Annotated in this window: 22 protein-coding genes and 1 pseudogene; 8 read left to right on the forward strand and 15 right to left on the reverse strand. The window is 37.7% G+C overall.

Going from position 1 to position 23,501, the window contains the following annotated elements; all coding sequences use genetic code 11:
- Positions 1-31 precede the first annotated feature (31 nt).
- Genes NSQ44_RS16725 through NSQ44_RS16740 form a run of 4 tightly spaced genes read right to left on the reverse strand, consistent with a single transcriptional unit; the run spans position 32 to position 4,191 of the window.
- Positions 32-1,294 carry a PTS galactitol transporter subunit IIC gene (locus tag NSQ44_RS16725; RefSeq protein ID WP_340857731.1) on the reverse strand — a complete coding sequence of 421 codons (1,263 nt, stop codon included), beginning with the start codon at positions 1,292-1,294 and terminating at the stop codon, positions 32-34.
- Between the two features lie 45 nt (positions 1,295-1,339).
- Positions 1,340-1,624 carry a PTS sugar transporter subunit IIB gene (locus NSQ44_RS16730; RefSeq protein ID WP_063388867.1) on the reverse strand — a complete coding sequence of 95 codons (285 nt, stop codon included), beginning with the start codon at positions 1,622-1,624 and terminating at the stop codon, positions 1,340-1,342.
- Between the two features lies 1 nt (position 1,625).
- Complete coding sequence (locus NSQ44_RS16735; protein ID WP_082829602.1) at positions 1,626-2,105, reverse strand: PTS sugar transporter subunit IIA; 480 nt, start codon at positions 2,103-2,105, stop codon at positions 1,626-1,628.
- Between the two features lie 34 nt (positions 2,106-2,139).
- Positions 2,140-4,191 (reverse strand): BglG family transcription antiterminator, encoded by a 2,052-nt coding sequence (locus tag NSQ44_RS16740; protein WP_340857732.1) that lies wholly within the window; start codon positions 4,189-4,191, stop codon positions 2,140-2,142.
- A 715-nt stretch (positions 4,192-4,906) separates the two neighbouring features.
- On the opposite strand from NSQ44_RS16740, the pseudogene NSQ44_RS16745 reads away from it, so the two are divergent.
- Together NSQ44_RS16745 and NSQ44_RS16750 are read left to right on the forward strand one after the other, a co-directional pair.
- Positions 4,907-6,043 (forward strand): annotated as a pseudogene (locus tag NSQ44_RS16745) (carbon-nitrogen hydrolase family protein).
- A 2-nt stretch (positions 6,044-6,045) separates the two neighbouring features.
- Positions 6,046-6,213 carry a hypothetical protein gene (locus NSQ44_RS16750; RefSeq protein WP_157727840.1) on the forward strand — a complete coding sequence of 56 codons (168 nt, stop codon included), beginning with the start codon at positions 6,046-6,048 and terminating at the stop codon, positions 6,211-6,213.
- A 364-nt stretch (positions 6,214-6,577) separates the two neighbouring features.
- On the opposite strand, the gene NSQ44_RS16755 is transcribed toward NSQ44_RS16750, so the two are convergent.
- The 5 genes from NSQ44_RS16755 to NSQ44_RS16775 form a co-directional block, all read right to left on the reverse strand.
- Positions 6,578-7,552, reverse strand: a complete 975-nt coding sequence (locus NSQ44_RS16755; protein ID WP_340857733.1) for an endonuclease I family protein — start codon at positions 7,550-7,552, stop codon at positions 6,578-6,580.
- A 116-nt stretch (positions 7,553-7,668) separates the two neighbouring features.
- Positions 7,669-8,640: an MBL fold metallo-hydrolase gene (locus tag NSQ44_RS16760; RefSeq protein WP_340857734.1), complete on the reverse strand. Its 972-nt coding sequence runs from the start codon at positions 8,638-8,640 to the stop codon at positions 7,669-7,671.
- 577 nt (positions 8,641-9,217) lie between these two features.
- Complete coding sequence (locus NSQ44_RS16765) at positions 9,218-9,769, reverse strand: glutathione peroxidase (protein WP_340857735.1); 552 nt, start codon at positions 9,767-9,769, stop codon at positions 9,218-9,220.
- Positions 9,770-10,017: 248 nt separating this feature from the next.
- Entirely contained in the window at positions 10,018-11,421 is a 1,404-nt protein-coding gene (locus NSQ44_RS16770) for a sensor histidine kinase (RefSeq protein WP_340857736.1), read from the reverse strand.
- Positions 11,418-12,101, reverse strand: coding sequence for a response regulator transcription factor (locus NSQ44_RS16775; RefSeq protein WP_340857737.1), 684 nt, complete (start codon positions 12,099-12,101; stop codon positions 11,418-11,420). The genes NSQ44_RS16770 and NSQ44_RS16775 overlap by 4 nt, the downstream gene beginning before the upstream one ends.
- A gap of 334 nt (positions 12,102-12,435) precedes the next feature.
- Between NSQ44_RS16775 and NSQ44_RS16780 the strand changes: the two genes are divergently transcribed.
- The 6 genes from NSQ44_RS16780 to NSQ44_RS16805 are packed head-to-tail and all read left to right on the forward strand — an operon-like array spanning position 12,436 to position 17,206.
- On the forward strand, positions 12,436-13,713 hold the full coding sequence (locus NSQ44_RS16780; RefSeq protein WP_340857738.1) for a right-handed parallel beta-helix repeat-containing protein: 1,278 nt from the start codon (positions 12,436-12,438) through the stop codon (positions 13,711-13,713).
- Positions 13,706-14,251 (forward strand): nitrous oxide reductase accessory protein NosL, encoded by a 546-nt coding sequence (locus NSQ44_RS16785; RefSeq protein WP_327848122.1) that lies wholly within the window; start codon positions 13,706-13,708, stop codon positions 14,249-14,251. The genes NSQ44_RS16780 and NSQ44_RS16785 overlap by 8 nt, the downstream gene beginning before the upstream one ends.
- Before the next feature lie 43 nt (positions 14,252-14,294).
- Positions 14,295-15,107 carry an ABC transporter permease gene (locus NSQ44_RS16790; protein WP_340857739.1) on the forward strand — a complete coding sequence of 271 codons (813 nt, stop codon included), beginning with the start codon at positions 14,295-14,297 and terminating at the stop codon, positions 15,105-15,107.
- Positions 15,104-15,805: an ABC transporter ATP-binding protein gene (locus NSQ44_RS16795; protein ID WP_339197808.1), complete on the forward strand. Its 702-nt coding sequence runs from the start codon at positions 15,104-15,106 to the stop codon at positions 15,803-15,805. The genes NSQ44_RS16790 and NSQ44_RS16795 overlap by 4 nt, the downstream gene beginning before the upstream one ends.
- A 35-nt stretch (positions 15,806-15,840) precedes the next feature.
- Positions 15,841-16,632, forward strand: a complete 792-nt coding sequence (locus NSQ44_RS16800) for a PepSY-associated TM helix domain-containing protein (RefSeq protein WP_340857740.1) — start codon at positions 15,841-15,843, stop codon at positions 16,630-16,632.
- 7 nt (positions 16,633-16,639) lie between these two features.
- Positions 16,640-17,206, forward strand: coding sequence for a PepSY-associated TM helix domain-containing protein (locus NSQ44_RS16805; RefSeq protein ID WP_340857741.1), 567 nt, complete (start codon positions 16,640-16,642; stop codon positions 17,204-17,206).
- Positions 17,207-17,595: 389 nt separating this feature from the next.
- On the opposite strand, the gene NSQ44_RS16810 is transcribed toward NSQ44_RS16805, so the two are convergent.
- The 6 genes from NSQ44_RS16810 to NSQ44_RS16835 form a co-directional block, all read right to left on the reverse strand.
- A complete protein-coding gene (locus tag NSQ44_RS16810) occupies positions 17,596-17,910 on the reverse strand; it encodes a hypothetical protein (protein WP_340857742.1) in 315 nt (104 codons plus the stop codon).
- A gap of 116 nt (positions 17,911-18,026) precedes the next feature.
- Complete coding sequence (locus NSQ44_RS16815; protein WP_340857743.1) at positions 18,027-18,335, reverse strand: hypothetical protein; 309 nt, start codon at positions 18,333-18,335, stop codon at positions 18,027-18,029.
- Positions 18,336-18,452: 117 nt separating this feature from the next.
- Positions 18,453-19,361: an Rpn family recombination-promoting nuclease/putative transposase gene (locus NSQ44_RS16820; RefSeq protein WP_340857744.1), complete on the reverse strand. Its 909-nt coding sequence runs from the start codon at positions 19,359-19,361 to the stop codon at positions 18,453-18,455.
- A gap of 871 nt (positions 19,362-20,232) precedes the next feature.
- Positions 20,233-21,366 (reverse strand): hypothetical protein, encoded by a 1,134-nt coding sequence (locus NSQ44_RS16825; RefSeq protein ID WP_340857745.1) that lies wholly within the window; start codon positions 21,364-21,366, stop codon positions 20,233-20,235.
- Between the two features lie 11 nt (positions 21,367-21,377).
- Positions 21,378-22,631, reverse strand: a complete 1,254-nt coding sequence (locus NSQ44_RS16830; protein WP_340857746.1) for a hypothetical protein — start codon at positions 22,629-22,631, stop codon at positions 21,378-21,380.
- A complete protein-coding gene (locus tag NSQ44_RS16835; RefSeq protein ID WP_340857747.1) occupies positions 22,631-23,500 on the reverse strand; it encodes an ABC transporter ATP-binding protein in 870 nt (289 codons plus the stop codon). Before NSQ44_RS16835 ends, NSQ44_RS16830 begins: the two co-directional genes overlap by 1 nt.
- Position 23,501: the final 1 nt, after the last annotated feature.

Consider the following 23,501-nt stretch of genomic DNA (forward strand, 5'->3'; position numbering starts at 1 on the left):
TCCCTCCAGCAAGCTGCAATATTGGAGACTATTAATTGAATAGCGCAAAAATTCTATAGATGACGTAATTGATCATATTTCCACCTTGGTCGATACTAGAGATTTTGCTCGCTCCTTCAGGCATGTTAAATTTAGATTCTACAGCCATCTCAGTATGGAGCACCGCCAAATCTGTCGCCATATACAGTGACAGGGCGATTAACAACGTACCAACGATTACCGAATGAACAATGTTTCCTCTTGCAGCACCGACAATAAATGCAACAATGAAAGGAATGGTAGCTAAGTCCCCAAACGGAAGAACGTTATTTCCAGGTAAAATAATGGCGATTGCTACTGTGATCGGTACTAAAATAAGAGCTGTTGAAATTACGGACGGGTGACCAATTGCAACGGCAGCATCTAGCCCGATATAAATATTTTGTGCGCCGAATTTCTTTTGAAGCAGTTCTCTAGCTGATTCAGAAATCGGCATTAAACCTTCCATTAAAATTTTCACCATTCTCGGCATTAACACCATAACTGCTGCCATAGACATCCCGATTTCGATCGTATCTCCGACAGAATATCCAGCCAATAATCCTAATGCGACACCTAAAATTAGCCCCATAAAGATCGGTTCACCAAAGATCCCAAATCTTTTTTGAATCGTTTCCGGATCAGCATTTAAATTTTTAAGACCTGGTATTTTTTGAATCAATTGGATCAATGGGATACCAAGAACTGCGTATGAAACTGTGCTTCCCGTTGCAACAGAAATTCCCGGAAGCCCGAAATATTTATCAAGCATCGGAGCTGTCCAATCTGCAATTTTCAAGCAAGCAATTTGGAATAATACCGCGGCAATTAAGCCTTGAATAATACTGCCTGATAACGTATATACAATTGCACCGGTAAAAGTGTAATGCCAAAAATTCCAAATATCTACATTCATTGTTTTTGTCGTTTTTGTCACAAGCATCAAAACATTTACTAACAATCCGAGAGGAATGATAAAGGCTGCGATTGGGGAGGCCCAAGAAATCGATGCAGCAGCCGGCCAACCTACATCAATAACATTCAGTTCGATTCCAAATCGATCAACCATTCCTTGAGCTGCCGGCCCTAGATTATTGACTAAAAGATCAACTACTAAGAAAATCCCTACGAATGCAACACCAATCGTCAAACCGGCCCGAAAGGCTTTTCCGGGTTTTTGTCCGAAAATTAACCCTAGTATAAAAATCGCCACGGGCAAAATAACTGTTGCACCTAAATCTAAAAATGCTCGTATCGCATCAACAAAACCTTGCATATTTTTCCCCTCCTTAAACCCCTACCAAAATAATCAAACGTTTGTTTAATTTTTCAGCGCTTCCAAAATTTCTTTTTTCACTTCATCCAGTCCAATGCCTGTTAAGAAAGCGCGTGCATTAATAACCGGGAACGGGTACTCCTGCTGTACAATTGTTGTACTAATTAATAAGTCAGCCGTGTCCACATAAGAACCAACTTCTGTAATTTTTATTTGAATAATTTCACATTCAATGTTATGTTCTTTGCAAAGCTGTTGCACCGCATCATTGACAATAGTTGAAGTAGCAATTCCAGCACCACATGCGACTAATACTTGTTTTTTCTTCATTTCAATTCATCTCCTTTAAATCTAAACATTCTATAATTTTTGTTTTGATTAATGTTTTATTTTTTTCTGTTGTTAAAAACTTGATGACATCCTCGTTTTGAAAGATGCTTATCAGTTTTTGCAAAATTTTCAAATGAGAATTTTGCTTGTCGATCGCTAATAAAAACACAATTTTTACCGGAGTTTTTGCCTCCTGCTCCCCCATGATTCCAAACTCAACAGCGTCTTTTAGTATCGCCAAGCTGATCGCCTTTTTATTGACATGAACGGAATCCGTATGGGGAATGGCGACAGATATATTACTGGAAGTTGGGAGACCGGTCGGAAAGGTTTTTTCCCTCTCAATAATTGCATCTATAAAACTCTCTTTTACAAAGTTTTTTTCGTAAAGATGGTTTCCCATTACTTTCAAAACTTCTTCCTGATCCTTCGCTTTTAAGTCGCAAAAAATCAAAGATTCATCAAAATGCAAATCAATCACTGGTATATCACCTACTCCATTAATAAAAGAGCTTTTATTCTTGTGCATATAATTTCAGAACTTCATGTAAGTCTTTCATGCTTTGTACGTTCAATACTTTATTCAAATCCTGTTCATTTCTCACTAAATTCATTAATTGCATGAATGCTTTTAAATGTTGATCTTTATCTAAAGCTGCAATCACAATGATTAACTTAATGGACTGATAGTTTTCAAAGGCTACTCCTTTTCGCAATTTCAATAAGCTCATCGATAAACGATTTACTCCTTCATCAGGTGAAGCATGTGGAATAGCTACATGTTCACTGATGACAAAATAAGGATCTGATTGGCAATGTCTGATCATTGCTTCAACATATTGTTCTTTAATGCTTTTATCCTTAAGCAAAGGCTGTGCCGCCAGTTTAATCGCTTCTTCCCAACTACGAACCGAATGGCGGAATATCATCGTTGAAGGAGTAATTAAATCGCATAAATTCGGATTTTTAATAGAATGATTTTCTAACTTGTTGTTAGAGCCTTGGTGAATATAGCTTTGAATCGCATTGTAAAGCTCTTTTTTATTTTTAATGACAGCATGCTTTTCAATAATTCCCATTAATTCTTCAACATTTATTACTTCAGGTACAAACCCATATAAGTCAGACATCACTTCTTTTCGCAATCGTCTTTTTTCTTCAGCACCAATAAAATGATCTACAAGGAAGAACTTTTTATTTGTTTTCAAATAAACTGGAGAAAAGACAATGTCATAATCCATTTCATATTGTTGGAATTCGCGCACAGACAATGAATCAAGAAAAATAAATTCAGGAAACAGTTCTCTTAGCGTCCCATACATCAATCTGGAAACTGATATTCCTTTTGGGCAGACAACTATGGCTTTCATTCTTTGGCTAATATTGTCGCCCTGCCTGGAAAGCCACCCGCCGATTAAAATTGTTAAATAAGCAATCTCACTTTCCGGAATAGCTGAACCGATTAAATCTTCCAGCGGTTTAACTGATTTTTTAACAAGATGATGCAATTCCTTGAAATTTTTATTGATATCATCAAGAACATCATTTGTATCAGTTAAATTGTATTTAATTCGAAAATAGGCGGGCTTCATATGAAGGACGAGCTTTTGAAGAAGCTGCTCTTTATCCTTCAAAAAAATGAACGTATTTTTTTCAAAGTTGTCGATCACTTGACTTAGCGCGCTTTTTAATTCAGGAATTTCTTTATCAATCTCCTCTTTAGACCAATAAACATTCGTTGTCAGCAAGTTCAGAGTAATAAAGAGCCGTTCTTCCTCTGAAACATTTGGAAAATCATGCAAAAGTTCTTCCGTTGCCAAGTATTCTTTTGTGCCGGAAATCTCATTATAATTAAGGTTAAAAGAACCGATATGATGGCCTTTCCGTATTCTTCTTAAAATAAAAATTAAAATATAAGGCATTAACTCAAGTTTTTCGTCTGTAAATTTCAGATTTAACGATGCCTCCACTTTTTCGAGGCGATTTTTAAATTCCTCTAACTCATCTACAGATAATTGCGAAATCTGAATGATCTTTTCTTTTCCTTGATCTGCTGTCCAGATGCTGTTCGTGATAGAGATTAACAGTTTCCGGCATTGAAATTCGTCTCCCTCAATGACGTATCCATATTTTCTTGAATACTTGTATTCAAGGCCGTGTTGTTCGACAATATCCTTTACTTTTTTCAAATCGTCAATAACGGTATTCTTGCTCACTTTTAGTTCAGATGTGAAATGAGCCAACGATAAGGCATCCATTCTTGTTAAAATCATCAATATAATGAAATGGACGCGCTGCAGTTTCGATAAATCATAAAAATCGACTGATTGAGTATTTTCCTTTTCACTCAATACTTTTAGTAAACTCGGATCTACAACAAAATAGCCGTGATTTGTCCTTTCAATCTGAGGGAAATTTTGTTCATAAAGCCAATCATTGATCTTGGAAAAACTATAATTGATCTGTCTCTTGCTCAAGTTGAATTTTTGAGCAAGTTCATTGCTACTAATGTTTGGATTTTTGATTACTTCTTTCAAAAGACAATTGCTTCGAATGTCTAGTAGCATTTGTACCTCCTTTCTAAGCACAATTTTAGGCCACTTTTCCTAAAATTGATTACGCTTTCATTCCTTTTTTTGAATTTTCGCTTTACAATTTTGGGATGAACGGATCTGTTCTCGTTATTATCAAATATTAAAGACACCTTCTGAACGAATGACATCCTCCCTTCTGATAAATCCATTTTCAGGCATTAAGGCGTTCCGAAATCGATGCTGCATCAAGTAAATGGATTCAAATCCAATTACTTATTTAATTTATCTATAGACTTCCCAACAAGGATTTAGAATATAAAGAAGTACAAGGTCAAAGATCTTGCCCAGTCGCTTGTAATCAATAGCGACGAAAAACCTGTCCATCCGGAAAAGATAAGACGGGATTCGTTTGACACTTACTGTAAAATCGAATGTCCTTGGATGTACGAGCTCTTCTTAACCGTCTTGTTAGGAATCAGCTAATATACTAACACAATTACATAATGTTATTTATAATTTCATAAAAGAAACATAATGAAAAATATTTAAAATTTTATCTAAATTTTAAAATATAATTATAGAAAATCCATATTTTATCACAAATTAAGGAAAGATGTATGAAATCATAATACAAATTCTTATTATTCATTCGTATAAAAAACGTAATTTTTTTATTGAACTCAAATAAAATTTACTTTATATTCTAATTATTCTTATAATTAAAAATTCTATGGGGTGGGATTAGCTGATGAGCGATTTTTTAAATGAGAAATTTACGGTTGCTGCCGTACAAGCCTCTTCGATTTTATATGCCAGGGAAAAATGCTTGGAAAAAGCAATTTCGTTAATTGAAGAATCGGCGAAACAAGGGGCTCAATTAGTTGTATTGCCTGAATCTTATATTCCTGGCTATCCGTATCACATCTGGTTAGGAACACCAATGTGGTATCATGAACTATTTAAGGAATGGTTTCTCAATTCTGTAGAAGTACCTAGTAAAACAACTGATGCTTTATGTGAAGCTGCATGAAAACATAATATACATGTCGTTATTGGTATTTCAGAGCGCGACGGAAAAACATGCTATAACACAATTTTATTTATTGATAATAAAGGGAAAATTTTTGGCAAACACAGGAAATTGATGCCGACTCATGTTGAGCGTGTTCATTGGGGCATGGGAGATGGAAGTTATCTAAATGTTTATGACACAGAGCTGGGACGAATGAGCGGGCTGGTCTGCTGGGAGCATACTATGGATTTGGTACGTCATTCCCTTATCGCACAACGCTCCCAGCTGCATTGTGCCGTATGGGTAGGATTTTCAAGTATAACGGGTTGGGATACATTATTTGATATGTCTACTGAACTATCTGCGCGTTATCATGCTCAAGTAGGCGGATGTTTTGTTATCAATTGTCAAAGTACAGTCGACAAGGACAATGTGGAAAAGTTAACACAGACTGATTATCAAAAAGAGTGGATAAAGCCTGGAGGGGGCTGGACGGCGATTATCGCACCCGGTGGTTCCATATTATCCGGTCCTTTAAAAGGAAAGGAAGGTATTTTGTACGCTGAAGTTGATATGAAATTAATTGCTGATATGGCACATTGGCACGATGCCATCGGACATTATTCACGACCTGATGTGACTAGTCTTCTGTTAAACCGCGAGCCTTATAAAGTGCTCCGAGATATGAACAATGCCAATAACATTAGTAATCCGAAGAATGGAAGTGGTCATGATCAACAATCTGTTGATCAAATAATGAACTTGTTAAAGCAATTAGAACAAAATCTTCGAAGCAGTGAATCAGATGAGCTCAGCAGAAGATTATCAGAAATTCAGCGCGAAGCCGTTCATGCATTTACAAGGGGGAATTAACCATGTGTCTTTGTTCTTTCGGTCCGAATTCTGGTGTTCACACTTATGATGTGACAAAATCAAAAGTAACGTATTTCAAATATAATATCAATGATCGTACTTTAGTTACGAACAAACAAGAGCAAGCAGATAGTGAAGCGTTGCCTAAGGGAAAAAGTCAATCATTATAAGCATATGCAACAAAAACTCCCTTGTTTTTCTCGAAACTAGGGAGTTCTGAATGACAGAAATATAGCCAATTTTTCAAACGAACGAACATTCGGCTGTTCTTCATTATAAATCGCCGACCAGCAACCATTATGGATCAGCAGGTTGCAAAAAAACAGGGACAACCAAAATCCGAAATGCTTCTGACCGCAAGCTGCCATTGACCGTCATCTTGTATGGAAAGAGCTTCTTGAAATTTTAGCTCAGAGTTAAGTAAAAAAATCAGGAACTTTACAATCGACATTTCGAAAGAACGGCTCTTCTTGTGATTATTTTGCAAAACGAGGTGCTCTAAGTATGTTCCTATAGTCTATGATTTCACGATTCCTAGACGCCACATGATCCAATACGAAACGGAAACTTTATTTTATACGCTAACTCTTGAAAGTCTATAAAAGGATTGCGGTTTCCCTGTATATAATAAATCGATTGGTTCCGATGCTTTTCATAAATAGAAACGGGAAACGATTCATGCCAGTGAATCAGTAAAGAAAGATTAATTTGTTTAAGGCTGCTTTTTTTTATTTCATTCGGGTATCGCAATAAAAAATACATCATTGCTCTCGCAACAGCACCTTTGCCATGTTCCGGTTCGAATCGGCCGTCTTTGACAACTCCGCAGCGATTGCGGATTTTTTCTTTTGGCGATTCCGGCTGATAAAAAGAAAAATCATGAAAAGGATAATTGGATCGTTTGACATTGCACTCCGGATGACAAACAAATAAATGATGCAAATCGCTTTTCATCGGTTCCCGTGCATGAAACCAAGACTGCGGAACAATATGTTCTGTATTATATTTTAAACGCAAGTCAATGCTTTTCATCTTTTTCAATAAAGAAACGTCCTTTTTGCTGACTATTTCTAAAAGAGCTTGAAATTGCTCATATCTTTTTTGAATTATTTCGAAATCTTCTTGTATGATTCGGCTAGGATCGCTTTTTTCGCCAGAATAGATGCTTTTCACTGTTCCATCCGGCTGCAAATCGACCCACGTATACAAATAATGATCTTTGCATATAAAATACGGCAGCTGATTTTTATGTGTTTTTTTCACTAGTTTATGATAATGGTAAAATAGGTTCAGCCCCTTGATTTCTTTTCCGATGACATTTTTGTAATAATGCTCTATATCTTTTTTATCTTTTTCTGGATCATAATAAAACTTCGTGTTTTGGCGGATTTTTTCCTGATTCTGCAAAAGAGTAAGAGATGTCCGAGTACGATCTTTTTTCTGCCACTCCTTGTGCTCTGCAATATTTTTAATTAAAGGTGCATCTTTTCTCCTTTTTCTTCCCATCATTCCTCATACCTCAATAATTAGTATCATGCTTGCAAACAATGAAACTTTGTTACTTTTGCAGCTTGCGAAATACAAGAAAAAATTTTCATCGTCAACAGCCAATCAAAAACCTTCTATTATTCTTTATTAATGGAATAATGCCAAACTCCTTTTTCCATCTCCTTTCTAATTTTTCCGTTGAATTCTAAATAATCTAGATGTCCTATAATTTCAGACATCACAAGCGAAAACTGCTCCGAATACTTATTTCCATAATAGGCTTGGGCTAGACCGCTCGCGGTTGTTACCCCGTTTAAAATGAGATTCATAATTTTTTCTGCTTTTTTCTCAATCCCTTTTAATCTTTTATTTATTAAATCTTTCGGGTCTTGAATGAATACGCCGTGTCCCGGAAATACGAGATCGAGAGGCAAATCCGAAACTTTCTCTAAAGAATGTTTATGCTGGAGTAAAGTCGGCATCCGCCGTCCAAAAGAATCGGGTTCGACAAGTGCGTTGCTGGATATATGCTGAATCAGCAAATCACCCGAGATCATCCAACGATGCTTTGGATCATACAGCGCAATTTGATCCGGAGCATGTCCGGGCACCTCGATAATTTGAAAATCCAAATGGCTGCTCTCGACTGGAATGATCTCTGCTCGGATAGCAAGTTTTCTGTTTTTCACAATCGATTCTTTTAAATAATCGACCTGCTTTCTCCCTGCTTCATGACATCCCATTTCCTCATATAATTTAGAAAAAAACTCCACCCTCATCTCAAGAAATTGGCGGTCTCTCTTTAAGCGCGGGATCGCATTTTTGTGGGCATAAACTTGAATGGGGTGATCCGCAATGATTCGATTCACTAATCCGACATGATCTATATGGTTGTGAGTTAAAATGATTTCGGTTAAGTCATGCAAAGCCAACCCGTTTTTTTGCAGCGTTTCCAACAATGCATTCCAACAAGCCTCATGATCCAAACCAGCATCTATTAAAGCAAGGGATTCTTTTGCTTTCACTAAAAAAAAGTTGATCGTTCTTAAATTAGACGGAACATCGACGATAATCGGGATGATTTCATAATTTTGCTTGCGAAGCTCCATATTTTTACTCCCCCTTTGTTTTGACGAACCAAATAAACCGCTTAAAACCTCGGACTTTAAATTTTGATACAAAACGAAAAAAAAGAGTTATGTGATTTGTTTCAGTCTTTGCAGTGCAGACGCTTACTGTAACCAAATCCCCATTTTTGCCATACCCTTTGGAAAATTTAGAACTGTATAAACATATTATATGTTTTTTTAAAAAGGTTTGTAAAAGAGGGGCTGCCAATTTATTTTCCATTTGTAACATGTAAGGCAATAACAAATATAGATCCGGTAGTACGGCCGCTGATTTCACGCTAATTTTACATCAAAAATCCCCATCGCCAGCCGGCTGACAAGGTACTGTAAATTGACGCGCTTCATATTAAATACCAAAGCTCTTTACTGAAAAATAAATAACCCCCTTCCTTATTTTCAATGGAAAAGGGGAAATCTGCTTGAACATTAAAATTCATAAATTCTTTTTTACATGTTGATCTAAGTACGAAACAGGCAAAAGAACTAGCAGCTTCTTGCTAGCATCCTTATACATAAAAATAAAACCGGTCGAATGAAAAAACAATTCAACCGGAAGTTAGTTTTTCAATAATTTCTGAATATCTTGCTCAAAATCAATCGGTTCGTCCCATGGTTCATATCTATTCACGACTTGACCGTTTCCATCAATTAAATATTTTGTAAAATTCCATTTAATATCGTTGCCAACCAGCCATTCAGGGTATTCATTTGTTAGTTTGATTTTTAATAGCTTTTCTGCCGTATTCGATTCATCAAATCCGCGGAACGGCGCCTCATTTTTCAAATATTCGAATAATGGATGAGCGTTTTTTCCGTTCACGTCGATTTTTGCAAACATCGGGAATGTGACGCCATAATTTAATTGGCAAAAAGAAGCTGCTTCATCGCTTGTTCCCGGCTCCTGTTGATCAAACTGGTTGCATGGAAATCCTAGTATTTCAAAACCTTGATCATGAAATTTTTTATATAGCTTTTGCAATTCTTCAAACTGGTATGTAAATCGACATTTACTAGCGGTGTTCACCACTAAGAGCACTTTTCCTTTAAACTCTGCTAAAGAAACTTTTTCGCCGTTTGCTTTTTCTACTTCAAATTGATAAATAGACATGGGAAACACCTCTTTATCTATTATTAAGTTATAATTATTATAATATAAAAATATTATCACGCAAAAAAATTGCTCTCAGTTACAAATTTGGTCTCAACGACGTTTAGCTAAAAAATTTCTTGAAATATTCGTCAGTAGGTTAAAAAATGCGAAACCTCAAAAAAAGATTGATCAAAAGCATTTGCAGACCAGAGGAAACTTTTATCGTACTGCCTGAAGGCCACATTTCGTATAGCCTTTTTAAACATCTACTCTACTATCGGAAATGACAAAATAACCGATGTTCCTTGCCCTTCTTCACTTTCAATTTTCATCGTCCCGTTATGTAAAGCAACAATTTGTTTGACGATGGAAAGCCCGAGGCCTGTTCCCCCTGTTTCTCTTGAACGCGATTTATCTGTCCGGTAAAAACGTTCCCCTATACGATCCAACTCTTTTTTCGGTATGCCTATTCCATTATCCCGAACGATCACAACAGCCCGCTTCTCTTTCTGATACAACGCAATGTTGATCATCCCGTTTTCGAAGGAATACTTAATGGCATTGTCAATCACATTACAAAAAACTTGATGTAGCCGGTTCATATCTCCCATAATGATGATTTCATCATCTAAATCTGTTTTGATGGATATATTCCTTTTCTTCAGCGCAGGCGCAAACAGTTCTAATGAATCAAGAATCAATTGGGAAAAGGCGATCGGCTCTGCTTCAAGAGCCATATCTTTGTTTTCCAGCTCATTTAATTGTAATAAGTCGTTTATGAGCTTCTGCATTCGCGTTGTTTCTTTATTGATGAGCAGAAGATGATTTTTCGCCTCTTCTTTTGATGAATAAGCTTCATCCAGCAAGATTTGCGTGTATCCTCCAATATATGTGAGAGGGGTTCTTAATTCATGAGCCACGTTGGATAAAAATTCTTTCTTGCGCTCGTCTTGTTTTTCAAGAGATTCCGTCATTTTGTTGAAGGCGCTCGCCAATTCTCCTATATCATCTGACGTTTGGATAGGAACTCTTTTAGAAAAATTTCCGCGGCTGATCTCTTTTGCAATCGTTTGAATAGTTCGCAGCGAACGAAAGATCGAATGAATTGAGTACGTGATAACAAAATAGATCAATACGAAAAAGATTAAACCGAACAAGATTAAAATCGGAATGCCTTTACTAAAAACCTCTGGTATTTCGGCTAAAGGAATATAAATATATATAAAACCTATTAAGTTCTGTTCGTGGGTTAGCGGGAATATTGCTCCGACAATCTTTCGATCCAATTCATGAACATAGCCCTCTTTAACTACGTATTGCCCGGATGAGAGCTTTTTCTCATCTTCTTGACTGATCAGATGTTTGTAATCAATTTGATACGGAAAATGTTGATGAAGCTCATCTAATTGATCAACAGCTATTACTTCATAAGGTGAAATGAGATTATACCATTCAATTTTTTCTTTAATATCTTGACTTAGCGAGCCGTAATGAAAGTGAGCAGCTGTCTGCTTTCCCTCAAAAATAAGCCGCTCTTTCACACTGCGAATGTAAAGCTCTTTATATAGGAAGTGAATGAACAGAAAAGAAAACAAGATGGAAAAAATGATGCTGACAAAAAAGAGCAGCAATACTTTCTGACTAACTGAAAAATGTTTTATTTTTTTCAAGACGGCACCTCAAACTTGTATCCGATTCCCCAAACGGTTTGAATTAGATGGCTGTGCTCCTTTAATTTTAGACGAATCGTTTTAATATGAGTATCAACGGTTCGTTCACTTCCTGCATAATCGGAATCCCATATTTGGTCAAGCAATTGACCACGCGTAAATACTTTTCCTTTATTTTTGGCTAAAAGGAATAATAGATCAAATTCTTTTTGTGTGAGCGCAAGCCTGCGGCCTTCAACAGTGCCAATCCGGCCTTGAAGATCAAATTGCAACGGTCCAATAGCTGCTATTTTTACATCGCTTGCAATTCGATGTGTTCTGCGAAAAATCACTTCCATACGCGCCAAAAGCTCTGAAGGATGAAAAGGTTTTACTATATAGTCATCTCCCCCAATTTTTAAACCTTTCACCTTATCTTCCTCATTCCCTTTTGCCGTTAAAAAAATGACTGGAGAATCAATTTGAAGATATTGGCGCATTTCCTCGACTAAAGTAAAACCATCAATGTAAGGCATCATGACATCAACGATCAGCATATCCGGGTTTTCCTTTTTTAATCTTTCAAGTGCCTCAAACCCGTCTTTTGCTTCCAGACATATATATCCTTCTCTTGTCAAATACGTTCTAATCAGCTTTCGCATCTTTTCTTCATCATCAACGATTAACACCTTTAAAGACATCAGCCACTTGACACCTTCTCTCAACTTATTAAATGAATTTTCTAATTTATTAATTATAACCAGAAATTATGAAATTTGTTTGAAGTTTTTCATAAATTTGTCCTAGTAAGCTCCGAGCAATAGAAAGGCAAGCAAATGTTTCACATGACTGTCCATCATGTTTAGACCTCCTGCGATTGGATTTGACAAATTGCCAATTTTAAAAGCAAAGGCCAGTAAATGAATGTAAGAAAGGAAACAAATGTAAAAAAATATCCAAATAGGCTTCATAGTTTTCACACAATTATACGCTAACCTTCAATTAGAACAATGACACTGAAAAAAGGATTCCGTCATGAAAAAATTATGGTATTTAATCGTTTTTTTGATGCTTTTTTGGACACATCCATCCAGCATCCATGCCGAAAGCACATTGCAATATCTGATTAATCAAGCTCCAGAGCACTCAATCGTGAGAATACCGAGAGGCGTTTATCATGAATCGATTGTGCTCTCAAAACCTGTTACGTTACAAGGAAATGGACAAGTAACCATTCAATCCTGCCGTAAAGAACCCGTCATCTCCATCAAAGGTCAACGCGTTTCAGTAAAAAACGTAACGGTCATTCAATGCAGCCAAGAGAAAAACGCTGCCGCTATACAAGTATCAGGAAATCATCACCGAATTGAACACGTTCATATTCGTACAAAGGGGATCGGGTTAAAGCTTGAACACGCCTATCACACCGTCATCACACAAAGCTCGATAAAAGGTGAAAAACAACATAACGGGATTGATTTATGGAAGTCAGAACAAAATGTCATCGAAAAAGTCAGAATCGAAAAAGTGAGAGATGGGATTTATATGGAGCAAAGCGATTATACAACGGCCGTCCAAAACCTCATCCAGCAATCAAATTACGGCATACACATTATGTATTCTGACCACATAACAATTCAAAAAAACATTTCCAAAAATAACGTGGCAGGAGCGATGGTCATGGAAACAAAGGGTGGAAAAATCGAAAATAATGAATTCATTTTTAACAACCGCAATGTTCATGCTCAGGGGATTCTTTTATTTGATGCGACAGAGACAAAGGTGGTTCGCAATAATATTTCTTATAATCGAGTTGGTATTTTTGCCGAAAGCGCCTCCAATAACCTTATTTTATCCAATGAAATGCGTGGGAATTTGATTGGCATTCAATTCAAAGAGGCGAACGGAAACATCGTTTCAAACAATACGTTTATTAGCAATGTAAATGAAGCTCAAGCTTTGAGCAGTTCGGACAATGAAGTGAAAAGGAATTATTGGGACGCCTCTCTAAAGCTTGATGCCGATGGATCCGGTTATAGCGACATACCTTATAAAACGAATCCGTTCTTTTTAAGTTTGACGCAGGATATTCCAGAATACCAGCTGTTTTTCCATTCACCAGGCATGGTTGTATTGCAAAAATTATGGAAAAGTCCAGACAATGAAGCGATGACGGATGACTCGCCGCTTATGACAGCTCAAATACAAGATGAATCAAAGTCATCTTCTGGAGTGATCATTGTTTTCAGTCTTCTCTTGTTTTTAGGAAGCATTACTTTATGGAGGATAGGGAGGAAAAAAGAGGATGCGTAAAATGTATTTCATTTTCATGTTATGCGCTCTACTGATTATCACTGCTGCGTGCGGAAAAAAGGAAGTGTCGCCAAGAGCCATTGATGAAAAAAACGATAAATGCGCTCAATGTAACATGGCTGTAATGGATAATCAGTTTGCAACACAGCTTATTTTAAAAAATGGCAAAACATTAGTTTTTGATGATATCGGATGTATGTATAAATGGAAAAGCGAAAATAAAAATGAAAACATCGAAGCGGAATTCGTCAGAGATTATCATTCGAAAGAATGGGTTGAATCTGATAAAGCAACCTACGTGTATGATCAATCGATACGGACGCCAATGGCCTACAACGTCATTTCTTTCCAAGATAAAAAAGATGCTGAAGCCTTCATTTCAAAAAATAGCGGAAAAATATTAAACTTCGATCAATTGCAAGATCATAAATGGAAAATGAATAAAGAAATGATGGAAAAGAATATGCAGGATGGTCATACGGATATGAATGGCGACCACAGCCACATGGATGAGGGCAATGATCATTCACATGAATGAAGGGCAAATTTATAAGTGCCCTTTTTTTACAGCGGGAGGAGTTATGCGGAACATATGGAAAGCCGAATGGCGTTTGACAATCAGGCAGCGTTCTTCTTACACGTTTGTGTTTCTATGGATTTTCGTTTTATCATTACTATTTTTGTTAGAGCGGAATAACCCTGCTCTCACAGGCTATACAAACATGACAGGCACAATCGCCAACATTGTGCTGTACATCGTACCTCTGTTTATGCTGGTGGCTGGATCGTTTTCCATCGCGAATGAAATGGAAAATGGCCAGTGGAGTCTTTTATGCACGTATCCGTTGCCGACTATTGCCTATTGGGTTGGGAAGCTTTGCGGGCAATTGACCGCACAATCTGCCATCTTCAGCTTAAGCTTCAGTTTGAGCCTTTTGGTCGGCACTTTATTGGGAAGTTCATTATCTTTGAAATGGGTGCTCATTTTATATATTTTTTCTATCTCGCTAGTATGTTTTTTTCTCGTCATCGGCTTGACCATTGGCTCGTTTTCAGAAACGAGATGGCAAGCTCTCATACTTTCGGTCGGCGTGTGGTTCTTTCTTATCATGATATGGCCGACTGCAGTCATTTCCGTTTTGAGCTTTGTCCCTTATCCGATGATAGCTCCGCTTTTAAAGGTATCTTTATTCTGTAATCCGGCGGAATTGCTCCGTATAGTATTTGTTGTTCAGCTTGACGGCGGAGCTGTTTTTGGACAATCATACGACGAGCTCATTTCTTTTATGCAAACAAAAGCGTTATGGGTGCTGCTCGTCGGTTATATGTTCATCTTTTCAAGCGTCATGCTTGCATTTTCCGTCTGGAAGCTTGAAAGGAAGAAAAGACAATGACAACATTACAAGTCTCCGACGTTTCAAAAAAATATAAAACAAAAGTTGTGCTTTCTTCCATGTCACTGGAAGCAAAAAAAGGGGAATGCATCGTATTATGCGGCGGAAACGGAGCCGGAAAAAGCACGCTTCTTCGCATTTTGGCGGGTATTTCAAAACCGTCCTCCGGGGACATTGTTTTAAACAATATCAGTCTAATTAAAAACAGAAAAAACTATATCGAGCAGATAGGCTACATGCCCGATGATTTTCATGCTCAGCAATTCATGACCCTTCAAGAATTTTTATCATTTTATGCCAAACTGCGGAAAAAAGATCAATCATCTGTAAAAGACATTTTAAAAAAAATAGGTTTGGAAGAATTTAAAAGAGAACTAGTGAAAAATGTATCAAAAGGAATGAGGCAAAGACTATTATTAGGACAAGCATTGTTAGGAAATCCAAAACTGCTCTTGTTAGATGAACCAACAAATGGTTTAGACCCATTTTGGATTGATCAGTTTGTCAATTTGATAAAAGAACAAAAGATGAAAGGCACGATCATCATTTTTTCCACTCATATGATGGATGTTGCCGCAGAAGCAGGCGATCAAATTCTGTTTATAAAGGAAGGCTCTATTATTGACCATATGAAAAATACAATTCATAAGGAAAAAACCGCATTGCAATTGTTGAGGTTATATCGACATGATCTATAAAAGTTTTGTCATTGCTTAAAAAAAGGGTGAAAAAAATGGAATTTGAAAGAATAGATGCAGTAGCAAAGGATTCAAAAGCATTCGCTGATAAACAACCGAAAGCTTCTTTATATAAAACAGTCTGGAGATGGCATTTTTACGCAGGGATTTTTTTCGCACCGCTGATTATTTTTTTGTCTATTACCGGAGGAATTTACCTGTTTAAACCGCAAATTGAAAATTACATGTACCATGATCTTTATTACGTCCAACAAGGTCAGCAAAAAATTTCATCTACAGAACAGATTCATGAAGTGAAAAAGAATTATCCACATGCAAAAATTACAGGTTTTACACCTTCCTTTGCGCCGGACAGATCATCTGAGGTTGAAATAATGGTGAACGGAGAAAGTATATCTGTGTTTGTCAATCCATACAACGGCGACATTATTGGAAAGTTAAATGAGAATGCACGCTTCATGGCATGGGTGAAAGATTTGCATAACGGTGAATTATGGGGCGGCACCATTGGAAACTGGTTAGTAGAGCTCTCCGCTTGCTGGTTCATTATCCTAATTATTACTAGTGTTTACTTATGGTGGCCACGAAATAGAAAATCTCTTTTTGGGACATTGATTCCGCGAATAAACCTGAGTAAAAGAAACCGCACGTTTTGGCGCGATATGCATGCCGTTACAGCAATCTGGCTTTCTCTTTTTATCGTAAGTACAATTGTTTTCTGGACTCATATGGTCCGGTGTTTGGGGAAGCATGGCACATCGTATCGTCGATCCCATTTCCGGAAACCCGGAAGGAGATCAACCATAGGAAAAATATGCATTTCCTAAATCAACAATGCCAACAAAAGAAATAGCAGATGTTCCTTGGGCAGCTGAAAACTTACCTGTTCCCGAATCAAGTCCCAAAGGAATGAAAACAATTTCTGTTGATAAAGTTATGCAAATTGCAGAAAAAAACAACGTCCAACCGGGATATAGAATTGCATTTCCTGATGGAGAAACCGGTGTATATACGATCTTTCTAGATCCTGCTGACGTCTATCCTAACCGCCCACTGCCTTGGGCGCAACAAACGCTGCATATAGATCAATACAGCGGAAAAGTTTTAGCTAAATTCGGATGGAACGACTATGGTGCATTGGGAAAATTAATTTCACTAGGCATTGCATTTCATCAAGGAGAATTTGGATTCATTAGCCAGCTGTTCATGCTTGCATTAACTATTGGCATTATAATGATAGTTGTAAGTAGCGTTATAATGTGGTGGAAGCGAAAACCGAAAGGCAAATTGGGTGCTCCGGCTTTGCCAGAAAACTTTAAGATGTTAAAGGGAGTAGCCGTCATTGTCATTGTTCTAGGTCTTTTCTTCCCATTAGTAGGCGCGTCACTATTGATAGTGTGAGTTTTGGATTATTTCGTCATTAAAAGAATTCCCATTGCGAAACAGTAGATCGGGTAGAAAGCTAAATGGGAGTATCACACGAATAATGAATAAATTGTTATCAACCATTTACTGGCACCAGAGCCAATAAATCATTTCGCCTGTCAGCTCATCGATTGCATACGTCTGATTCCGTGAATCCCCGTCAAGGGAGGAAAGTTTTCAAGTACGTGCGCGCTGGCAGGCGTCTTCTATGTCGGCAGCACGCTTTGCAGCACTCCCATTTTTACTGGAATAACAAGTATAGCTCTTCTATCTTTCACGAAATTCAGGTGACTTCCTTTTTAACAGAATTGACTTGAACAGCAGGCAATAATTGATCATGTAATGGGAGTCTCGTTCCTTCCCGCTTAAAAGGAGTGAGGCGATAGTTTCTTTTTCAGTTCATCTAGCTCTTCTTCAGTTATTTTTGTAACTGACATAATAACTTCCTCTTCTAGCCCTGAACGAAGCATTTCTATGGCTACCTGTCGAACTCCTTCTTCCCGGCCCTGCTTCAACCCTTTTTTCAACCCTTCCTCCCATCCTGCCCGCCGTTCGCCTTGAAGGTTTGACAATTGGTCCCGCAGCCATTTCAAACGCATTTCATATTCATAACGGTTTACCGGGTTGACGCTTAAGCTTTCCCATTCTTCCAACGCTTCACGAATTTCCTGCTCATTCATCGCAAACACCTCCAGTTTCGATTTTTCACTTTTCGCCATCCACTGGAGACATGAAAAAAATTTAGTTCATACCTCTTTTCACATAAAATGAACTATTCTACTCATGGTCAAAAAAGTCATTCATCCAATAGTTTCTTTTTCAGCTCATCGAGCTCTTCTTCAGTTATTTTTGTAACCGACATAATAACTTCCTGTTCTAATCCGGAACGAAGCATTTCTATGGCTACCTGTCGAACTCCTTCTTCCCGGCCCTGCTTCAACCCTTTTTTCAACCCTTCCTCCCATCCTGCCCGCCGTTCGCCTTGAAGGTTTGACAATTGGTCCCGCAGCCATTTCAAACGCATTTCATATTCATAACGGTTTGCCGGGTTGACGCTTAAGCTTTCCCATTCTTCCAACGCTTCACGAATTTCCTGCTCATTCATCGCAAACACCTCCAGTTTCGATTTTTCACTTTTCGCCATCCACTGGAGACATGAAAAAAATTTTAGTTCATACCTCTTTTCACGTAAAATGAACTATTCTACTCATGGTCAAAAAAGTCATTCATCCAATAGTTTCTTCTTCAGCTCATCGAGCTCTTCTTCAGTTAATTTTGTAACCGACATAATAACTTCCTGTTCTAATCCGGAACGAAGCATTTCTATGGCTACCTGTCGAACTCCCTGCTTCAACCCTTCCTCCCATCCTGCCCGCCGTTCGCCTTGAAGGTTTGACAATTGGTCCCGCAGCCATTTCAAACGCATTTCATATTCATAACGGTTTGCCGGGTTGACGCTTAAGCTTTCCCATTCTTCCAACGCTTCACGAATTTCCTGCTCATTCATCGCAAACACCTCCAGTTCACTGAGCATAAACTCATCGATTTTCCCCTTTTTGGCGTCTACTGCTGACAGCATCATCAGCCACGGATACTCTGGCAATCGCTTTATTTCTCTGTTATATTTCTTCCATTTTACCATAAACTGCTGTAAATCAATGACGTGAAATTCAAGGTGCGGACCCCAAAGAAAATGTTCTTCATCTTCTCGTATATGGAAAACCGTATGAAATCGCTCCGTTTCATGGGGAAAAAGCCGGTAATTAAGGATGGTAATCATAAAGGTAGGGGGAAGCATGCTGTACGGCTGTCCTTTTGCTAATGACCGGGAGAAAACCCTCGCCCAGTAATACAAAATTCGTTCCGGTAAATCATGCTGATTAACGATTTGAATTTCCACATTGATGCGCTCGCCTCGATCCGTCAGCACCAGTACATCAAGCCGGTTCATTTTTCCTTCTTCTGTCTCTTTCGTCAGTTCCGTGCTTTCAAACTGAACATCGACAATGCGATCTGCTTCGCTCCGATGTAAAATCGCATTCAAAAAAGCAATGGTAAGCGACTTGCGGTTCGGGTTGCCGAACAGCTGCTTAAACATGAAATCCATCTTCAAATCGAGGTATTCTTTCATAGTGAAGATCGTCCTTTCGAGGGAGAATAAAAATGAGAGAAAACATAGGAAGGGGAAAGATTAAAAATCGTAATAACTAGGGACAGATTTTAATATCTCTATCAAAAGAACATACGTTCTGTTTCTAATATAAAACTAACTATAAGAAATGTCAATCTAAAATTTCAAACTTATTAATAGGGATTTAAATAATGAAGTTTTTTACTAGATTTTTGAACGTTTCCAGCCCGCTACAATTCCAAACAGCAGAGACAGGAACTTTTTTCTAGTTTTACTACAAACGCTCAAGTAATGCCGTTAAAGCCTCACTTCATCATATAACATAATGAATATAAAAGAGGAAAAACATTTAGATGAAGAAAAAAACAGAAATGACGGAAACCTTCATCGTCTCGCTTGATACAGGTGTCCAAAAGTAATGCACTTCAATAAAAAAGACCTTGCCAGCCTCCTGAAATGTCCACCTTAAACCATATAGCGTAGGTAGAAAAAAATGCTGGCAAAGTCTAAGATTCATCGTCTTAAAGTTTTCGAATCCCATAAATTGAATAGCCGATACTAAAATTGTTCTAATAAGATTGATTGTCTTAGAGTTTCGAGCCCCTCTCGATCAATCAAATTTCAAAATGGTAGGGATTTATAGAAATCAGCCAAAAAATAGGCAGATAAAAATCAGAAGGTATAGCAGCATGATGTTTCTGATTGCTTGCCGAAGCTCTAAAAAATGAATGTAAATCGTATCAGACTGTCTGTTATTTTATCAAGGCTGGAGGAAGGAAAATCAGAAGAAGGAAGCAACCCCGTGAATTCCTGCTTCATCGATCTCCAGCCCGCTATCAGCAAGATCGTGCTTTGTCCGCTATTGCTTGGCTTATATAAGATCAACAAGCTTTTCCTGCTTCATTCTGTAAATGATGAATATCGTACTGATCGCGATCAATACAAGAAAGGTGCCGATTGTAAGCATAAGCGGATGAAGAATCGCAAACAGTTCACCAACAAGGTATTTTAAAGTACAATAGCTTAGCAGCACAACGATCGGGACAAGCGAGCCGATCAATGTGATGTAGTTTTGTGCGATCCGTGAGAAAAATACTGAAAAGAGCGCCGCAACAATGGCAACAATATAAGTAGCAATCACCGTTGTGATGATATAGCCTTCAAATGTAAAGTCAAACCAAAAATAGTAAAAATTATAGAACGAATTGATGGAAAGCGGAAAAAAAGCTTGCGTACCATTCCCAAGATAGAAAAACCAAAAAATGACGATCTGCGCAGTTGTGATCAATGCTGTGGCTGCTAAAGCAGCAAGAAGTTTTAAAGAAAACAAATTCCGACCGGTTTTCGTCGTGTATTGCAGACTGATCGCATTGTTTAGTCTGTCTGTAATATGAACGCGGCATGTTACCATGACAACGCTTATAATAATCAAAACCGTCCAAAAGCGGGTGAGCTCATTGTAATTTTCATAGACAAGATATGGAAAAACAGAATTGACATCATTGTTTGCCATGATTTGTTTTACACGTTCTTGCTGATCTTCATCGGTATAAGATTCAATATCCCTCCCTTTCGATTCATATTGTTCAATGATATTTTCGAATGCTTGCAGCTCCCAAAAAACATCTGCTTGATCAACAAACACGACTTTTTCATGAAAATCTGCATACTGTTTATTTGTTAAATCCAATTGTCGAAACTGTTCATATGTTGTAATGCCTAGTTTTTCCGCATCTTGTTGTGATTTTAAATAGGCATTGGCCTCGTCTTTTTTTTGCTTATACCAGTTTTTAAAATGTTGAAACTCTTTTTCGTCCATTTCATGCCCATATTTATTGATCATTTCTTTCGTAATCATAAACTCATCTTTTGCAGGCCGTCCATTAGGGAAATTTTCAAAATAAAAGCTTAAAAACAGCTTGTAAAACAGAAAACTGATGAACAAAATAAGCAGCAGCACTTTCCAATTGAACAATTTTCTTAATTCGTATAAAAAAACTCTCAATATTCTTCCCCCTAATTTAATGGTTGCCGTTTAAATTTGTACATGCTGAAGAATCCTAATAGAATAAATATGACCGCCCACGCTGCTATCGTTACAGCTTCAAAATATGGAAACATCGTAAAAATGTTGTTTCCCATAAACCATACATGCGGATTCATAATTAAATAAAAAGGATTCACATGCATGATCAAGATAAAGTTACTATTCAGTGAAACAACGCTTGGAAGCCATAAACTAACACCAGCAAACAGAGCAAATGTAAAGAAAACAAGATAGCTGTTTTTCAGCCATATAGATAAGCTGAAGGTGAGCAGCATGTACAGCAGCTGGCTTAATAGTAAACAGCCGACAAATAAACAAACATACTGCAAGAATGATAGATTCCACCACGATATGTAAGGAAAAGGCGTTTCGCTATTAAAATAGCTGCTAATCGGCACAAACAGAAGATTAGAATAATCATAGACAGAAAAGTAAATGATCAATGTCGCTGCGATTAACAACATAACAGCACACACATTAGCGATTACACTTGCAGCAAGCTTGTCCCATAGCAAATTTCTCCCGCGTTTACTCGTAAATGCAACAAAGAATGTACGGTGTTCAAATTCATAATTAGTTAGCAATGCTGTGATTAAAACGACGAGGATCATTCCTTCAAAAGCGATCGCCCGGCCAAGCTTTTTAAATAGCAAGGAGTGCATTTCATAGACTGATCCTAAATAAAAGAAATGGCGATGTTCACCGTTTTTCACTAGCTGCTGCAGCCGCTTTTCTAAAAGATTGGCTTGGTTCAGCACCGTTTCTTCTGCCTCCCCGCTTAATCCGTATTTCTTGATTTGTTGCCGGGCAAACTCTGTCGCATCCAACTCGCTGTAAATATCATCGACGCTTTTAGCGGTTTCATAATATTGAGTGAACAAGTTGAGATTGAATAGCCTGTTTAATTCACGATCCGTAAGATGTTGGTACAGAAACGCTTCATGGCCTTTTATAAACTCATATGGAAACTGATACTGCTTCTCGCTTTTTGGATTCAGCTCATTCACCCATACCATTTCATGATCGATTTCTTTTTTCATACCTGCCAATGCTTCATCATCGATTTTCGTCCCGTATTGCTCAACTATGTTTTGTAAAACAGGTAAATTTTCCCGTTCATTTTTATCGTCGAAAATAATCAAACCATTCAACGCCACAAAAAATAATAGTAAAATGATAAAAATCGGCGACTTGACAACTTTTATTAATTCGTATTTGATCATTATGCCAGCGCTCCTTCTCCATATACATGAAGAAATACGTCCTCTAATGTCGGCTCAACACTTTTCCAATTTTCATTTGGCTGTTCGTCGCTAACAAACCGAAAGATCATCTGGCCATTTTCTTGCTTTTCCGAAATTGTTGCAAATCGCTTCCGAAAGATTTCTGCATCCTGAAAATCAGCTGCGGTCTCATAAATGCGGCCGGACAATAATTGGCATAATTCACGTATCGGCTTTTTATATAAAATCGTTTTATCTTTAATCATAATGATTTCATTGGCAATCGATTCGACATCAGACACAATATGCGTTGATAAAATAATGATCCGATCGTTTGCTAATTGGGTTAAAAGCTTGCGGAAACGGGCGCGTTCGGTCGGATCAAGACCTGCAGTGGGCTCATCAAGAATCAAAATCTTTGGATCGTTCAGCAATGCCTGGGCGATGCCGACCCGCTGAATCATCCCGCCGGAAAACTTCCTCATTTTTTTATGCATGACATCTTCAAGTCCAACGAGCTTTAAAAGCTCCGGTATTTTTTCTTTTGCTTCATGCTTTGAAATCCCTTTTAATGCTGAAAGGTAAAGCAAATATTTTGCAGGGGTGTAATGCTTGTAATATCCGAACTGCTGCGGCAAATAACCGAGAAGCTCGCGGTATTTGCTGCCGAGATGGATGATATTTTCTCCGTTGTAACGAATTTCTCCTTTTGTCGGAAAGATGAGTGTGACAAGCATTTTCATCAATGTTGTCTTCCCAGCGCCATTTGGAGCTAATAGTCCGTAAATTCCGTTGTCAAACTGTAAATGAACATTTTCAAGAGCAATAAAATTGCCGTAATATTTGGAAACATGGTCGACAACTAGCATC

Source organism: Aeribacillus sp. FSL M8-0254, assembly GCF_038008845.1.
Classification (GTDB): Bacteria; Bacillota; Bacilli; order Bacillales; family Aeribacillaceae; genus Aeribacillus; species Aeribacillus composti.

Coding starts and splice junctions, on each gene's coding strand:
- NSQ44_RS16820 (WP_340857744.1), bottom strand. CDS start 19,361: ATGAAAGAATACCTCGATTTGAAGATGGATTTCATGTTTAAGCAGCTG.
- NSQ44_RS16795 (WP_339197808.1), top strand. CDS start 15,104: ATGACAACATTACAAGTCTCCGACGTTTCAAAAAAATATAAAACAAAA.
- NSQ44_RS16835 (WP_340857747.1), bottom strand. CDS start 23,500: ATGCTAGTTGTCGACCATGTTTCCAAATATTACGGCAATTTTATTGCT.
- NSQ44_RS16785 (WP_327848122.1), top strand. CDS start 13,706: ATGCGTAAAATGTATTTCATTTTCATGTTATGCGCTCTACTGATTATC.
- NSQ44_RS16760 (WP_340857734.1), bottom strand. CDS start 8,640: ATGGAGCTTCGCAAGCAAAATTATGAAATCATCCCGATTATCGTCGAT.
- NSQ44_RS16800 (WP_340857740.1), top strand. CDS start 15,841: ATGGAATTTGAAAGAATAGATGCAGTAGCAAAGGATTCAAAAGCATTC.
- NSQ44_RS16730 (WP_063388867.1), bottom strand. CDS start 1,624: ATGAAGAAAAAACAAGTATTAGTCGCATGTGGTGCTGGAATTGCTACT.
- NSQ44_RS16780 (WP_340857738.1), top strand. CDS start 12,436: ATGAAAAAATTATGGTATTTAATCGTTTTTTTGATGCTTTTTTGGACA.
- NSQ44_RS16815 (WP_340857743.1), bottom strand. CDS start 18,335: ATGAATGAGCAGGAAATTCGTGAAGCGTTGGAAGAATGGGAAAGCTTA.
- NSQ44_RS16775 (WP_340857737.1), bottom strand. CDS start 12,101: ATGTCTTTAAAGGTGTTAATCGTTGATGATGAAGAAAAGATGCGAAAG.
- NSQ44_RS16750 (WP_157727840.1), top strand. CDS start 6,046: ATGTGTCTTTGTTCTTTCGGTCCGAATTCTGGTGTTCACACTTATGAT.
- NSQ44_RS16830 (WP_340857746.1), bottom strand. CDS start 22,631: ATGATCAAATACGAATTAATAAAAGTTGTCAAGTCGCCGATTTTTATC.
- NSQ44_RS16810 (WP_340857742.1), bottom strand. CDS start 17,910: ATGAATGAGCAGGAAATTCGTGAAGCGTTGGAAGAATGGGAAAGCTTA.
- NSQ44_RS16790 (WP_340857739.1), top strand. CDS start 14,295: ATGCGGAACATATGGAAAGCCGAATGGCGTTTGACAATCAGGCAGCGT.
- NSQ44_RS16765 (WP_340857735.1), bottom strand. CDS start 9,769: ATGTCTATTTATCAATTTGAAGTAGAAAAAGCAAACGGCGAAAAAGTT.
- NSQ44_RS16755 (WP_340857733.1), bottom strand. CDS start 7,552: ATGATGGGAAGAAAAAGGAGAAAAGATGCACCTTTAATTAAAAATATT.
- NSQ44_RS16740 (WP_340857732.1), bottom strand. CDS start 4,191: ATGCTACTAGACATTCGAAGCAATTGTCTTTTGAAAGAAGTAATCAAA.
- NSQ44_RS16805 (WP_340857741.1), top strand. CDS start 16,640: ATGCCAACAAAAGAAATAGCAGATGTTCCTTGGGCAGCTGAAAACTTA.
- NSQ44_RS16725 (WP_340857731.1), bottom strand. CDS start 1,294: ATGCAAGGTTTTGTTGATGCGATACGAGCATTTTTAGATTTAGGTGCA.